The 15951-nt window shown below is 38.8% G+C and carries 12 protein-coding genes and 3 pseudogenes; 10 read left to right on the forward strand and 5 right to left on the reverse strand.

Translation table 11 applies throughout. The features are described 5' to 3' along the window. Positions 1-57: 57 nt before the first annotated feature. Together F984_RS18220 and F984_RS18225 are read left to right on the forward strand one after the other, a co-directional pair. A pseudogene (locus F984_RS18220) lies at positions 58-1069 on the forward strand (M57 family metalloprotease). A 100-nt stretch (positions 1070-1169) separates the two neighbouring features. Further along, the gene (locus F984_RS18225; RefSeq protein ID WP_006581484.1) at positions 1170-1556 is read left to right on the forward strand and encodes a hypothetical protein; all 387 of its coding nucleotides are present in this window, start codon (positions 1170-1172) and stop codon (positions 1554-1556) included. A gap of 48 nt (positions 1557-1604) precedes the next feature. Here F984_RS18225 and F984_RS18230 read toward each other — a convergent pair whose 3' ends face one another. The 4 genes from F984_RS18230 to F984_RS18245 form a co-directional block, all read right to left on the reverse strand. Continuing rightward, on the reverse strand, positions 1605-2903 hold the full coding sequence (locus tag F984_RS18230; protein WP_004711242.1) for a lytic murein transglycosylase: 1299 nt from the start codon (positions 2901-2903) through the stop codon (positions 1605-1607). 678 nt (positions 2904-3581) lie between these two features. Beyond that, the gene (locus F984_RS18235; protein ID WP_004711244.1) at positions 3582-4703 is read right to left on the reverse strand and encodes a 5-(carboxyamino)imidazole ribonucleotide synthase; all 1122 of its coding nucleotides are present in this window, start codon (positions 4701-4703) and stop codon (positions 3582-3584) included. 9 nt (positions 4704-4712) lie between these two features. Next, the gene (purE, locus tag F984_RS18240) at positions 4713-5225 is read right to left on the reverse strand and encodes a 5-(carboxyamino)imidazole ribonucleotide mutase (protein ID WP_000994663.1); all 513 of its coding nucleotides are present in this window, start codon (positions 5223-5225) and stop codon (positions 4713-4715) included. A 183-nt stretch (positions 5226-5408) separates the two neighbouring features. Beyond that, entirely contained in the window at positions 5409-5771 is a 363-nt protein-coding gene (locus F984_RS18245; protein ID WP_004711246.1) for a DMT family protein, read from the reverse strand. 241 nt (positions 5772-6012) lie between these two features. Between F984_RS18245 and mpl the strand changes: the two genes are divergently transcribed. After that, on the forward strand, positions 6013-7386 hold the full coding sequence (gene mpl, locus F984_RS18250) for a UDP-N-acetylmuramate:L-alanyl-gamma-D-glutamyl-meso-diaminopimelate ligase (RefSeq protein ID WP_004711248.1): 1374 nt from the start codon (positions 6013-6015) through the stop codon (positions 7384-7386). A 70-nt stretch (positions 7387-7456) separates the two neighbouring features. Here the strand turns inward: mpl and F984_RS18255 are convergent. Beyond that, positions 7457-8708: pseudogene (locus F984_RS18255) on the reverse strand (low temperature requirement protein A). Between the two features lie 136 nt (positions 8709-8844). Here F984_RS18255 and F984_RS18260 point away from each other — a divergent pair. The 7 genes and pseudogenes from F984_RS18260 to hpt all read left to right on the forward strand — a co-directional run bounded on the left by F984_RS18260 (position 8845) and on the right by hpt (position 15922). Next, positions 8845-9441, forward strand: coding sequence for an undecaprenyl-diphosphatase (locus F984_RS18260; protein WP_004711250.1), 597 nt, complete (start codon positions 8845-8847; stop codon positions 9439-9441). 317 nt (positions 9442-9758) lie between these two features. Continuing rightward, a complete protein-coding gene (locus tag F984_RS18265; protein WP_004711252.1) occupies positions 9759-10715 on the forward strand; it encodes a TerC family protein in 957 nt (318 codons plus the stop codon). 188 nt (positions 10716-10903) lie between these two features. Beyond that, positions 10904-11269, forward strand: coding sequence for a hypothetical protein (locus F984_RS18270; protein ID WP_004711255.1), 366 nt, complete (start codon positions 10904-10906; stop codon positions 11267-11269). A gap of 21 nt (positions 11270-11290) precedes the next feature. Further along, the gene (locus F984_RS18275; RefSeq protein ID WP_004711256.1) at positions 11291-12451 is read left to right on the forward strand and encodes a glutathionylspermidine synthase family protein; all 1161 of its coding nucleotides are present in this window, start codon (positions 11291-11293) and stop codon (positions 12449-12451) included. Between the two features lie 291 nt (positions 12452-12742). Beyond that, positions 12743-13798, forward strand: a pseudogene (locus tag F984_RS18280) (Rieske 2Fe-2S domain-containing protein). A gap of 56 nt (positions 13799-13854) precedes the next feature. After that, positions 13855-15180 (forward strand): guanine deaminase, encoded by a 1326-nt coding sequence (gene guaD / locus F984_RS18285; protein ID WP_004711262.1) that lies wholly within the window; start codon positions 13855-13857, stop codon positions 15178-15180. Between the two features lie 214 nt (positions 15181-15394). After that, positions 15395-15922 (forward strand): hypoxanthine phosphoribosyltransferase, encoded by a 528-nt coding sequence (gene hpt / locus F984_RS18295; RefSeq protein WP_002051884.1) that lies wholly within the window; start codon positions 15395-15397, stop codon positions 15920-15922. Positions 15923-15951 lie beyond the last annotated feature (29 nt).

Genomic DNA, 15951 nt, shown 5'->3' on the forward strand with positions numbered 1-15951 from the left:
TAAAATAAAAACTGTTCAAATTTTACTAACAAATAATTTGGCAAATGGTAAAAAATAATGAGACCAAAGTCTCATTTATTTATCGAAATTGTATATTTTTTGATTGATTTTTCATTTTATCTTCTTATAATACGTTTTTTTTTAAATCTCCCCCCTGACGACTATGCGCTTAACATCTTTGTTATTAGGCTTGGCTTTTGCTTTTTCTAATTTTCAGGCCAATGCTCATCTTGCAACTCCTGTAAACACTCAAGTTCAGCAAAAAAATGCTCAACATTTAACATATAGAATTGCTGAAGTTGATCCTCGTTTTGGTTTAAGTCAAGATCAATTGATTCAGATTACTCAGCAAGCTGCTGATATCTGGAAAGAAGGTACAGGTAAAAATTACTTTACTTATGACCCAAATGCAAAGTTAGAAATTCGTCTTGTATACGATGATAGCCAAAATCGTTCAGCAGAGCGTCAAAAAATTTCTGCTCAGTTTAAGCAAGATCAACAACGTGTAATTGATGAACAGCAGCAAATTAAGCAGTTGAAGCAAAATTTAAGTCAAACTCAATCTGATCTTGAAAACAAAAAACAGATCTTAAATGAGAAGTTGAAAAATTTTGATCAACAAATGATGCAGTTTAACGAAGGTAAATTAGCACCTGAATACACAGCAAAATCTCTTGCGAAGACTCAGAAAGATTTACAGAAGCAAACTGTTTCTTTGAAGAAAGATATTGCCGCTTATAATCAGCAAGCTGCAGATTTAAACAAAAAGGTTAATCACTTTAATCAGATTAACGATCAGTTCAATCAATCTTTAAATCAGTTTAAGCAAAATGCCCAAGCTGATGTATTTAAGAAAGGGATTTATAACGGTAAACAAATCACAATTTATGAGTATAGCTCAATTGATGATTTACGTTTAACGATTGCTCATGAATTAGGCCATGCACTAGGCTTAAAACATAGCGATCAACCGGGTGCCCTAATGTACTCAGTTCGCAAAGACAGCGATAAAAAAAGTAATGTTTTAACTGATGCTGATCGTGATCTATTAAACGCTTTACCTCAATAATTAGTTATGAGACATAACGATGTATCTATTTTATAAATAGATACATCGAAATTCATGTCAAAGTCATGTTATTGTGGTTGTAAGAGCCGTCTAAAATAGAATGGAGATCAAGATGAGTTATTATCATATCCTGATTGAAGTAAATGATCACATTAGTACGATTGAACAAACTAGAGATATCGAACTATTTGATATTATTGAACTTAAACCGTACCTTCATTCTATTTTGTTGCCTTACTTTAACGAGCAAGAAATTGAGCTTGAAGATGAAAATATTGAATATAAAGATATTTTACATCTTGAAGTTAAACAGACTTTACTGCCTATCGAACATTTAATTGAAGAAGAACAGAAGCAATTACCAAGTGACACTGATGTCACTATTACTGCTTATGAAATCTTTAATGATCGCGACCTAAGCCAAGATGTCACTTCAGTTATTTTTGATATTTTAGAAGCAGTAAAGCTAGATCAATCCATAATTTAGTTATTCAATAAAAAAGGTCTGCATATGCAGACCTTTTTATTTAATGCCTTATTGCATCATTTTTCGTGCTTGTTCCTGACGGAATGCACGTAAAATTTGTTGCCCTGCCCGTCCTGTTGGATTTAAACCTAAACGGGTTTGCTCCTGACGTATAGCAACACGGGTTTTATCTCCAATCAGTCCATCAACAGCACCAATATCATAACCACGATTAATCAAAAATTGCTGAATCTCACGACGCTCTGCACGAGAAGTACCTGGATCATCTGTTGGCCAAGAAGCAACGAATGGTTTCCCACCTTTTAAACGATCAGATAAATGTGCAATTGCAAGTCCATAACTTTCTGCTGCGTTATAGCTATAAATAGCATCAAAATTTTTAAATACTAAAAAGATTGGACCACTTGCTCCTGCAGGTGCCATTAACCCAGCTGGTGTGCTACCAGATAATGCACCTTGAATTAAAGGTGTACCATCAATTCGGGTTACCCCACGTGAACTCCAGCTACTCAATGGCTTTTTAGAGCGACGCCCTTCTCCATCAATTGACATACCTGATGGAATTTTGACTTCAAAGCCCCAAGGCATACCAGTTTGCCATCCAGCTTTATTCAAGAAATTAGCCGTAGATGCCAATGCATCTGCTGTGCTAGACACTAAATCACGACGACCATCACCATCAAAATCAACAGCTAAGCGTTCATAAGTTGATGGCATAAACTGTGTATGTCCAAAAGCGCCAGCCCATGAACCTTTAAGTTGATCTTCGGTTAAATCACCGCGTTGCAAAATACGCATAGTGGCAAAAAATTCTGTCCGGAAATAACTTTGCCGGCGCCCTTCACAACTTAATGTTCCAAGTGCCTGCAATAAAGGATATTTTCCAGAAATATCGCCAAAATTACTTTCAACGCCCCACACTGCCACAATTGTTTCAGGCGGTACGCCATAAACTTGAGAGGCACGATTTAAAACATCACGATATTGCGCTAATTTTTGTTTCCCAAGCTCAACGCGTTCTTCATCTACAAGACCAGATAAATAGTCCCAAATTGGTGTCGAAAACTCTGGCTGATAATTTAACTTATCAATCACTGAGTAATCTGGTGTTAAATTTTGTGTATAACGGTCATACGTGCTACCCGAAACACCCGCAGCAATCGCTTGCGAACGTAAATTTGCCAAACAACTCTGAAAATTATTATTAGGCGTGTAAGTATTGCTATTCGTTACAGGAACTGTTGCATTACTAGATATTGTAGAAGTAGAACCATTAATTATCAGCTCTGCTTGAGCCTGAGTCATTGTCAAAAATATAGACCCAACAATACAAGAAAAACGTCGCATATTATCCTAGTTCAATTTTTAAATTTAAATTTGTCTTTACCATACCATTATGGACTCAAAATTTTCAGAGAGAAATCGTAAATTTGAATTCATAATTCCTTCTTTAAATTCATTTCCAGAGTTTTAAATTCAAATTTTGCATCCAGTTTTAAATTTAAAACTTCCAACATCAGATTAATTATTTTTAAATTCAAAAATCGCACCCATACTTTAAATTCAAAACATCAGTTTAAATTTAAATATTTAAATCACAAACCAATTGTGGATAACTTATAAAACCACACACTAAAACTGCCGAAACCCCTATATTCTATATATCTTTCATCATCTTTATACGCTACAAGCCCCTCACCACTTATGGATACATGTTTTAAATTTAAATGTTAGATATAGTTTTGAATTCAAAATACCACTCAGATAACATGCATCTTTTTAAATTCAAAACGCACATAAGCTAGAGACCCGATTTAAATTCAAACTTTAGGTATTGGGGATAACTTATTTTAAATTCAAAACCACCAAAAACAAGTTATTCTATTTTTAAATTCAAAATTACAACCTTTATTTAAATTCAAAAGCTCAATAGAAGTTATCCACAGCAAGACAATATTAGATTTTTTAAATTTAAAAGATAAAAAAAGCGATCCGAAGATCGCTTTTTTGCAAATTTTAACTGAATTAAATGGTCATATCAGCTGTTAATGCGAGTGGTTCTGGCAAAATTTTCGCTAATTGACGGCATAAATTCGTCAATTCATTACTATCCACAGGCATTAAGGTAATATGGCCTAACTTACGGCCAGCACGTTCTGATTTGTTATAAAGGTGCAGATGAGCGCCATTTAGTGCTAAAACATCTTCAGTTTTAGGATGCTGACCAATAATATTGATCATGACCGTTGGTCGAACAACGTCTGTTGAACCTAATGGTAAGCCTGCAACAGCTCGAATATGGTTTTCAAACTGTGAACATACAGCACCTTCAATTGACCAGTGACCAGAGTTATGAACACGTGGTGCCATCTCATTCGCGCATAAGCCTTGTTCTGTCACAAATAGCTCGAGAGTTAGCACACCTATATAGTTGAGATGATTTAACAAACGCGTAATGTAGTCTTGAGCAACAGGTTGTAGAGCTTCACTATTCGGTGCAGGAACGATTGAGTGCGACAAAATACCGTTGTGATGGTGGTTTTCAGCCAATGGCCAAGTCTTCACTTCACCATTTTGACCACGTACTGCAATAATCGAAACTTCACGAGAAAACTTCACAAAGCTTTCAGCAACTAAGCTTTTTGCAGGACCAAGCTCTGCCCAAGCTGTATCAATTTGGTCTTCTGAACGAAGTACAAACTGACCTTTGCCGTCATATCCACCAGTTGCTGTCTTGAGCACAATTGGTAAACCAAGCTCAGCAACAGCTTTTTTTAAGCTTTCTAGGCTGTCTACAGCACGATACGGCGCAACAGGAATCGCAAGTTCATCAAACAATGCTTTTTCTGACAAACGATTTTGTGCAGTTGCTAAAGCAATACGGGGAGGGTGCAATGTTTTGGTTTGTGTTAAAACATCTACTTCCGCAACCGGCGTATTTTCAAACTCAAGACTGAAAACATCAGCACTTTCAATAAACTGCTTTAAACCTTGTTCATCTTGGCTAGAAAAAACTTGGCCTAAAACACCTGCTGGACAATCTGTATTTGCTTCAAAAAAAGTACATTGAATATTTAATGGTAACGCTGCTTGCGCCATCATACGGCCCAATTGCCCACCACCAAAAATACCGATAGTTTTATCCATTTCAGCCTCTTAAACCTGTCCCGGAATATTGTTGCTTGCAACTTTATCAGTTTGTGCAGCACGGAAATCTGCAACATTTTTTGCGATTTCAGGACGAGTTAAACCTAAGATTTGAGCAGCCATAATCGCAGCATTAGTCGCACCAGCTGGGCCAATTGCCAAAGTACCGACTGCGATACCTGCTGGCATTTGTACGATTGAAAGTAATGAATCTACACCATTTAAAATTGATGATTTAACTGGTACACCCAACACAGGTAAGTCAGTTTTTGCCGCACACATACCCGGTAAATGCGCAGCGCCACCAGCGCCTGCAATAATCACTTGAATTCCACGATCACGCGCAGTTTCTGCGTATTCAAATAAACGGTCTGGCGTACGGTGAGCAGATACCACTTCCGCTTCAAATGGGACACCAAGCTGTTTAAGCATATTGGCAGTATGTTCAAGCGTTGCCCAATCGGACTGGGAACCCATGATAATTCCGACTAAAGGTTGGGTATCTGTTGCGACCGCGTTCATTGGCATTTCCAAAGCGTAAAAATGGTAAAAACTCGACTTGTACCAAGCCAAGCATGAGAGAAAAAGATGAGGCCAATATTATAGCTGTTTTTTCACTCACCCCAAAGCCCAAGTTTATGAGGAAAAAGCGTGAATCCGATGGATTTAACAACGATCTGTCTGAAAACCCAATTTCAAATAATTTTACTGGCTTCTAAATACAAAATAGACACAACCAAACAAGCATAACATGGCCCAAACATAGTCCAATTTGAATGGCTGCTTAAACAGCAGCACCATAAATGGCACAAATACAATAAGCGTAACCACTTCTTGGGTAATTTTCATTTCACCCAAAGTCCAGTTTTGATCACTCAAGATTCGAGTTGCTGGAATCATAAAGCTATATTCAAGTAGGGCAATAATCCAACCGAATAAAATCGCTTGCCAGAATGGAGCATGGTGCAAAAACTTAAGATGCCCATACCATGCAAGTGTCATAAAACAGTTCGAAATAATTAATAGCACAAAAGCTAAAACCGTTGGGCTCAAAGGCACATCCTTCATCGTCACGATGATTTAAGTATTAATATGGATAAAAAATATTATAAAAGATAAAACTATAATTCAGCTTAAATCTAAAAAATAAAGCTGTACTTTTATGAGTGCCTCAAACACATAGAACAACAACGAATTTTGACTATCTTTTCCAGTTGAGCCTTGCTATCGTTGCTGGCAAATTTATCAATAATGAAAACACAGTAATTCAGATTAATACTGTGTACAAAAGCAGTGGAGAAGGCGAGCAATGCATCTGCATATCTTGGGTATTTGTGGCACTTTTATGGGCTCTTTAGCACTTTTAGCTCGTGATTTAGGACATAAGGTAACAGGTTCCGATTCAAACGTTTACCCGCCAATGTCTACCCAGTTAGAAAATGCAGGTATTGAACTCATGCAAGGCTATGACCGTAGTCATTTACAGCCTCATCCAGATTTAGTCATTGTCGGCAACGCTATGAAACGTGGTATTGATGCCGTCGAATACATGCTCAATGAAGGTCTGCCATATATTTCTGGTCCACAGTTCCTTGCTGACCACGTTTTACAAGGCAAACATGTCCTTGGGGTGGCGGGTACTCATGGAAAAACAACCACAACAACCATGTTGGCTTGGGTACTTGATCAGGCGGGTTTAAACCCAGGCTTTTTAATTGGTGGTGTTCCACTTGGTTTTAGTGAAAGTGCTCGTTTAGGCGGTGGCAAATACTTCTGCGTTGAAGCCGACGAATATGACTCAGCTTTCTTCGATAAACGTTCTAAGTTTGTTCATTATCATCCAAAAACGGCGATTTTAAATAACCTTGAATTTGACCATGCCGATATTTTTGATGACCTAGCAGCGATTCAAAAACAGTTCCATCATCTTGTGCGTACCATTCCAAGTGAAGGCCGTATTATTGCGCCAATTACTGAAACTCATATTGATGAAGTACTTCAAATGGGTTGCTGGACGCCAGTGATTCGTACAAGTTTAGAAGCAAATGAAAAAGCAGCCTTATCTGCCGAATTAATTTCAATTGATGGCAGCCATTTTAAAGTACTCGAAAATGGTCATGCCATTGGTGAAGTGAAATGGAGCATGACAGGGCAACACAGCGTAGCAAATGCTTTGGCAACCATTGCAGCCGCTCAACATGTGGGTGTTTCGCTTGAAAAGGCTTGTGACGCTTTATCTAACTTTGGCGGTGTAAAACGCCGTATGGAGTTACTCGGTACAGTGAATGGTATTGAGGTTTATGATGACTTCGCTCACCATCCAACAGCAATTGATACGACTTTGGATGGCGCACGTAAACGTTTAGGCGAACGTCGTTTATGGGCCATTATTGAGCCACGTTCAAATACCATGCGCATGGGTAGCCATAAAGATGGCTTGGCACATTCAGCACGCTTAGCAGATGACGTTATCTGGTATCAGCCAGAAGGTTTAGACTGGGATTTGCAACCAGTAATTGAAGCTGCTTCAAACCGCGCTCAAGTCAGCCGTTCACTTGATGAAATTATTAACCGTATTGTTAATGAAGCAGGTGAGGGCGATGCTGTTGTGATTATGTCTAATGGCGGCTTTGGTGGCTTACATCAAAAACTTATAAACGCATTAAAAGCAAAAGCTGCTTAACTTTCTCTTTAGATAATTTAATAAAAAAACGGGTTTCAGTTTGAAACCCGTTTTTTTAGTTTAATGGTTTTTAAACCTGCTTTGGCTCTATATCTTCTATAAATTTATTCGAGATGAATAAACGTAACGTATAAACAATACCCATCGCAAACACGCTATACCCCACGTTATTACAAATAAATGGAATACATAAAATAATGAGTGCAGTAATAGGATAAAACCATTTAGAAATTCCAGCTAAACATTCAAACTCGTATAACATCCATATACAAGTGGTATAAAGCACAACACTTACAGCAACAATCACACCCATATATAAATCAGAGATATGTGCATGATGGGTCGTGACATCCACGGCGGCGGCAAGCGCAGCACCTACGGCAGCAATACTCACAAAGACAAAATAATGGCCATAACCCCATACAAATGGACGCACACCTTTAAAATGATGATGTTGTTCACTACGATCAAAGTAAGCCCACCACATTGCGAACATGAGCATCAATCCACCAATCATTAAGAAAACGGCTGGAATATTGATAGATTGAGCCGCAAGCGCATCACGTATGGCATTAAAACTCCCTACGATTGATTCGCCTAAAACAATAATAGTGAGGAGAGCATAGCGCTCTACAATATGGTGAGGATGCCACGGTGTAGGCGAATGTTTTTCCGCATAGATAGGAACAAATAACTCGAACACAACCAGACATAAAAATAGAGGTATAGAAAGGACATGAGCAAAGTTAGCTACAAGCCAACCAATTTGTACCAAGACTATACCGATCGCATAGCGGTAAGCCGTAACTCGCCGTTCAGGATCATGTTTTGCTGCGCGAAGCCACTGGGTGACTAAAGCCAAGCGCATAATCACATAACCTACAATAATGATGTCAAAGTCCTGACTACGAAATACATCAGGAATACCTGCGGCCATGACCAAGGAACCCACAATCTGCACAAAGGTAAGGCACCGATATAATGCGTCATCATTATCGTAAGCTGAAGCGAACCATGAAAAATTCATCCACGCCCACCACAGTGCAAAAAATACCATCAGGTAGCTTGGCAGAGCATGCCAGAGATGATTTTCAATAATCGCATGATGTAACTGCTGACCCGCTGTGGCAATCGCAACCACAAAAATTAAATCGAACAATAGTTCAAGGGGAGTCGCTGCTCTATGCGGCTGTTTTGGATCTCTTGGAGATAAAGGCCTCAAACTTAATTTTTTCTGTTTTTCTTGAGTAGTCATAAAATTAACGTTCTCGAATAAAGTGCCAACACGTTAACACTTTAATATTAACGTCCAGATCACGCATTAAAAATTATTCAGGTCTGATGATTAATCTTTACTCATCAATAAACTATATTTCATTTTTGTGACAATTCTTTATCAAGACAATAGCCTTAATTCTTTATCATAGCCCACGTTTTTTGTTCTCGTTTGGAATATGAATGTCTTTAGAAACACTCAACCTTAGCTTATTCCATGTCATCAATGGTGCTCAGGATGCGAGTCAATTTATCATTCGTCTTGCTATCTTTTTTGCTAATGATCTCCTGTATATTCTTTTATTCATACTTACATTTTTATGGTTTTATGGCGATCAAGATTTAAAAAATAGGGTCATTAAATCTGTCTTTTTAACCTGCATATCACTTTTGGTGGGTTATATTATTTCTTTGTTTTATCACCATCCAAGACCGTTTGTGATGGGTATAGGCACCACGTTTATTGAACATGCGCCAACAGCGTCTTTTCCAAGTAATCATATGCTAATTTTTAGCACCATCGCGCTATCTTATTTATTTGCTCAGCGCAAAATAATTGGAATGATTCTTTTATTTTTGTCATTTGTGGTGGCATGGTCACGTATTTATTTAGGTGTGCATTTTCCTTTAGATATGTTGGGTGCTTTTATTGTCGCGCTATTGGTCAATACAGCCGGTTATTACTTTTGGAATGCTTACGGTACAGGTTTAACCGCATTCTTTATTCACCTTTACCAGATTATATGTAAACCACTTTTAGATCGTGGTTTGATTAAATAATCCATAGAACTTTTGGTATTCACACTACGACATTAAGTTCAGTTGCGTAATACAAAAAAATCTGCCATTCTATGTGAAATTGGATAGGTTTTATCCAATACAGAATTTAGTTTGACAAGGGGAGTAGCCTCCTCCAAACATAACAGCAATGTTATGTGTCAGATATCGTCAATACACTTTTATTAAAAAGTCGGTATCTGAGCATCGTGAAATTCATGATGTAGGCAAGACCTTGATCATGTTGATACAGATGTTTAATTCATCTGGCAACTGGTCGAGGTTTTTTTATGCCCAATTGCCGGATGTAGGGAGGATTTATGGAAACAATCGGCAATTTATGGCTGTACGTAGCATTCTTTGGCATAGTCATTGTCATGCTCCTAATTGATTTCTTGGGCTTTAAACAAAAGCAGGGCCAAGATGTCTCAATTAAGCAAGCTGCCTACTGGAGTGTGGCGTGGGTAAGCGTCGCGGTCTTATTTGGTGGCGGTTTATGGCTTTATCTTCAACAAACGGTTGGGGTGACCTTAGCAAACCAAAAAACCATGGAATACTTTGCAGGTTACTTACTTGAAAAGTCCCTCGCGATTGACAACGTTTTCGTCTGGTTAATGATTTTTGCGGCATTTGCTATTCCAGCGGCACTACAACGTAAAATTTTGCTCTACGGCGTATTAGGCGCAATCGTACTGCGTACTCTCTTTATTTTTATTGGTGCATGGTTCGTTCAAGAGTTCTCTTGGGTGCTTTATATTTTCGGTGCGTTCTTGGTATATACAGGCTTCAAGTTCTTAAAAGGCCAAGAAGAAGAAACCAATATCGAAGACATCAAAGTTTTAAAGTGGCTACGTAAGCACATGCGTATTACGCCACAGCTTGAAGGTGACAAATTCTTTGTACGTCAAAATGGTTTATTGTGGGCAACGCCGTTATTTCTAGTTTTAATTTTAGTTGAAGCTTCAGACGTAATTTTCGCGGTAGATTCTATTCCTGCTATTTTCGCAGTAACGAGTGATCCATTTATTGTTTTAACGGCGAACTTAATGGCAATTTTAGGTTTACGCGCAATGTTCTTCTTACTTGCTGGCGCTGCTTCTAAACTGCATTACTTACCGTATGGCTTAGGCATTATCTTATTGTTCATTGGTGCAAAAATGTTATTGCTTGATGTATTCCATATGCCAATCTGGATCTCGTTAAGCTTTATTATCATAGTGTTAGCAATCACTGCTTACCTTTCTTTACGACACAACAAAAAACAATTGCAGTCTTAATTCATTACAACAAGGCATCTCAAGTGTAGATGCCTTGTTATCTAAATTTTTAAAAGAGACTGTACTTTAAAAAAACAGATCAATATCATATGCCAACTAAAAATTTATCTTTCCTAATCAGAAACATAATAGATAACAGCGATTCGGTATTTCATGCCGAACATACTTATTAAAATGTGTGGAGTCTCATGCGTTCTAAAAAAATTAATCTTGTCGTGGTCCCTTTATTACTCACGGCATGTAGCCATAAAGATGGTCCATTAGTACAAGACGTATATAACAACCAATATGACTGTGCTCGCGACTGGAATAACGAAACATGTAAACAAGAAAATAGCTCAAGTGGACATGGTTCTAGCTATGTTGGTAGCCGCTATTTAGGTCCCGCGTATTATCGAAACAATCGGGAAGTTTCTTATCACGGCAATACCTTACATCCTTACAGCAATTTGAGTGTAGGTCACCCCATTATTTCAAGTACGGCGAAAAGCGCATCTTCTTCATCCCCAATTCGTGGGGGATTTGGTCGTAGCGGCTTCTCTTTCGGCGGCTAACTCCTCAGGCATTCACTGAATATGAAAAGAAAAATATTTACTCCACGTCCAGACTGGCAAGTGGAGCATCAACATATTGGTTTCGATTATTTTAATTTACCTTCTCTCGATGGCTCAATTTACTGGTCTGAAGGGGTTGCTTATGAATTTACGCTTAAGCAGATTGAACAACTTGAAGATGCAGCAAATGAACTGCATCAGATGTGTTTATCGATAGTAGGAGATCTCATTCAACGGGGTGACTATCCTGCTTACTTTCAAATTCCCGAAACCGCTATAAGCCATATTGAATACTCATGGAAACAAAATGCTCCGATGCTGTATGGCCGTTTTGATTTCGCTTACGATGGGCGAAATATCAAAATGCTGGAATATAACGCCGACACACCGACTGGCTTACTTGAAGCTTCTGTAGCGCAGTGGCTGTGGATAGAACAAGTCTCGGGCATTGCAAACCGGGACCAGTTCAATAGCATTCATGAAGACCTGATTAAACGCTGGAAGACAATTTTACCGCGTGGTAGCCACGTGCATTTTGCTGCCAGTCAGGAAGCGGGAAGGGAAGACTGGGGCAATTTAGAGTACTTGATGGATACCGCTTATCAAGCTCATCTACAAGTTTCCGAGCTTTCTATGGAGAACATAGGCTGGAATGGGCAAGATTTTGTTGACCTTCATAACCAGCCCATTCAAAACATATTTAAACTCTATCCATGGGAATGGATCTGGGAAGAAGCATTTTCTCAATATATTCACCCACAAACACAATGGATTGAACCTTGCTGGAAAATGCTACTTTCAAATAAAGCAATTCTGGTTGAGCTTTGGAAGCGTTATCCAAACCATCCATTATTGGTCGAAACCCATACCTATGACCCGCAACAAGCTTTGTCTGGCAAATGGGTGAAAAAGCCGATTTTGGCAAGGGAAGGTGCCAATATTCGGGTTTTACAAGACGGCCATGACCAAGGTGCAGCTTCTGGTAGCTTTTATTTTGATGACTATGACAAATATGGTTATGTCGTACAGAAATGGGTAGACACCCCATTATTTTCAGGACAACTACCTACTCTTGGTTTATGGATGGTTGGACATCAATGTGCCGGCATGTCTATTCGTGAAGATTATTATGACATCATTGGTAATGATGCCCACTTTGCAGCACATTATTTTGTCGAGTAATAAGCGAATAGAGATTTAAAAAAAGCACTGTTTAGGTGCTTTTTTATTGTGCCTCCAACGCAGTCAATCAGTGCATTTTAAATATATAGCGAATAATCAATGTTCGCTTTTAAAGCTAAATTAGAACAAAAATTCAAAAACAATATTAATTAACCACATGTATTTTAAAATTTTTATTCTGATTTACTTTCTTAAAAATCAATATTGGCAAGCTCTTTGCATCTCCAAAAAAGAAAAAAGCCTAGATTTTAGGGGCTCGTGAGAGCCCTGATTTTTTTAAGGAGTGATGCCATGAATGCGATTCCAACTCTAACGCCGCTTGCCATGCCGTGTAACAGCAGTTTTGATGCAAAAGATTGGGAAATTTTATCGAGCTATTGATATCCAGTTGCGCGTATTCAAGATATCTCTACTGCGCCTCAACGTGTCACACTACTAGACGTCAATATGGCACTCTACAAAACAGAAAGTGATGAAATTCATCTGGTCCGAGATATTTGTCCCCATCGTGGCGTGCCTTTAACCAAAGGTTGGGTTGATGGTGAGGAGATTGTGTGTCCTTATCACGGTCTACGTTACAACACCGAAGGGAAATGTACTCAAATACCAGCTCAGCCCGAACTAACAAAAATTTCTGATCGTTTTTCTCTGACCAAATTTCCGGTTGTACAAAGATACGGCCTCATTTGGACCAGTATTCATGGTCGTGATATTGCTAAAGCCAATATTCCTGTATTAGATACTTGGGATGATGCAGAGCATCAAGCAATTTTGCCACCTTTTGTAGATATTGGTGGTTCTAGCGGTCGTCAGCTTGAAGGGTTTATCGATGTCGCTCATTTTGCATGGGTGCATCACAACGCCTTTGCGAATCGTGATAATCCCATCGTCCCTAAATATCACACTGAACGTACCAACTACGGCTTAAAAACGGTCTATATCAGCAATGTCAGTAATTATCCGCATGAGCTAAAACATCTCGAACCAGAAGGCTTTTTGTGGAAGCGTACTTTTGAGGTTTATCCGCCATTTTCTGCCGTGCTTACTGTCGATTTCCCAGAAAGTGGAGTCTTAAAAATTTTGAACACCTGTTGTCCTATCTCAAGTAATAAGACCCGTTTATTTGTTCCACTCACACGTAACTTTGACCAAACAGATGATTTAGAAAAAGTATATGCATTTAATGCGCAAATTTTTGCCGAAGACCAAGACATGGTCGAATCACAAAAACCAGAAGAACTACCGCTCGATCTAATGATGGAAGCACATTTTGAAGCAGACCGTTCATCAACGACTTATCGACGGATTTTGGCTGAATGGGGACTAAGTAAACGTTATACCGTTTAAATCTTGGCTAACTGGGGTACAATCAATCGAAAAAAGTGAAAATATATAGGCTATCCATGTCATTGATCGCAAATACCACCGTTGTACGTGGTCGTTTTTTAGATATTCAACAAACTGTCTCTGAGCCAACTGATATTCCAAATCAAGTACGTTATTTGGAAGATGGTGTATTGATTAGTGAACATGGAAAGATCAAATGGTTTGGTGCATGGTCAGACGCTCAACAACATCTACCTGCTGGAGTTGAGGTTCAACATTATCCAGAACAATTGATTGTACCCGGCTTTATTGATACCCATATTCACTTCCCGCAAACCGAAATGGTGGGAGCTTACGGCGAGCAACTTTTAAGCTGGCTCAACACGTATACATTCCCAACCGAAATCCAGTTTCAAGACAAAACATATGCAAGTGAAATTGCCCAGTTCTTTGTTCAGGAACTCTTAAAACACGGTACAACCACGGCCCTCGTTTTCTGTACAGTTCATCCCGAATCTGTGGATGCCTTATTTGAAGCCGCAGAGCGCGTTCAGATGCGTTTAATTGCCGGTAAGGTACTCATGGACCGTAATGCCCCTGAAGCGCTGTGTGACACGCCAGAAACAGCTTACAGCGATACTAAAGCACTCATTGAAAAATGGCATGGTAAAGGCCGTGCGCTGTATGCGATTACGCCACGATTTGCACCGACTTCTACACCTGAACAGTTAGAAAAAGCAGGGCAGCTAAAACAAGAATTTCCAGATGTTTATGTCCATACACATTTAAGTGAAAACAAAGATGAAATCGCTTGGGTGAAATCTTTATTTCCGGAACAAGCTGGCTATTTAGATGTTTATCAACACTATGGCCTAACTGGTAAACGTTCTGTGTTTGCGCATTGTGTTCACTTAGAAGATGAAGAATGGCAATGTATGCATGATACACAATCGGCTATCGCATTTTGCCCAACTTCAAACCTGTTCTTAGGTAGTGGTTTATTCCCATTGAAAAAAACTTGGGAAAAGCAAGTCAAAGTAGGTTTGGGGACAGATATCGGTGCAGGTACTTCGTTTAGCTTACTGCAAACTGTTAACGAGGCTTATAAGGTTCAGCAGTTACAAGGTGATAAACTCTCAGCTTATGAAGCGCTTTATCATGCAACCTTAGGTGGAGCAAAAGCGCTTGATTTACAAGATCAGTTAGGCAACTTCAACATCGGTAAAGAAGCAGACTTTGTAGTACTCAACCTAAAGCCAACAGCATTACAGGAGCTTCGCCAGTCTAAATCCAAATCTGTTGAAGATTCACTGTTTGCATTATTCACTTTAGGTGATGACCGTAATATTGAGGCGACTTATATTTATGGAAACCGTGCTTATCAAAAAGAAACAGCCAAATAAAAAAGGCATTGTTAAGTTTTTGTTATTATTTGGAATATGTGCTCTTGCATTAAAGCATGATCGGCATAATCCGCAAAATGATAAAATTTCAGACCCATCAAAGGGTGCATGAAACGTCATTTTGCTTTAAAATTTTACCATTAACTCAGATTTTCGAGGTGTTGCAGGTCAACACCTTTTTTATTTTTTCTTTTATATCTTGTAGGAATCTGCCATGACTGTTGCAATGAGCATCATGATTTCAACCGAAGAAATTCAAGCAAAAGTCAAAGAGCTCGGCGAGCAAATCAATTCTCATTATGCAAATAGTGACAAAGAATTGGTTCTGATTGGTCTACTTCGTGGTTCTGTTATTTTTATGGCAGACTTATGCCGTACCATTACCAAACCGCACGAACTCGATTTCATGACAGTGTCTAGTTACGGCGGCGGTACCACTTCAAGTCGAGACGTTAAAATCTTAAAAGATCTTGACGGTGAAATTCGTGGTAAAGATGTGCTGGTGGTTGAAGATATTATTGACTCTGGCAACACCTTAAGCAAAGTTGTGGAAATGTTGCAAACTCGCGAACCAAATTCGATTCAATTATGCACATTAGTGAGTAAACCATCACGCCGTGAAATTGATCTCGAAGTTAAGTTTTTAGGTTTTGAAGTTGAAGATCGGTTTATTGTAGGCTATGGCTTAGACTACGACCAGAAATATCGTCACTTGCCATTTATTGGTGAGATTGGTTTATAAATTTCATAAAAATGGCACCATAAGGTGCT

Origin of the sequence: Acinetobacter nosocomialis NIPH 2119 (assembly GCF_000368085.1) — a bacterium.
Classification (GTDB): Bacteria; Pseudomonadota; Gammaproteobacteria; order Pseudomonadales; family Moraxellaceae; genus Acinetobacter; species Acinetobacter nosocomialis.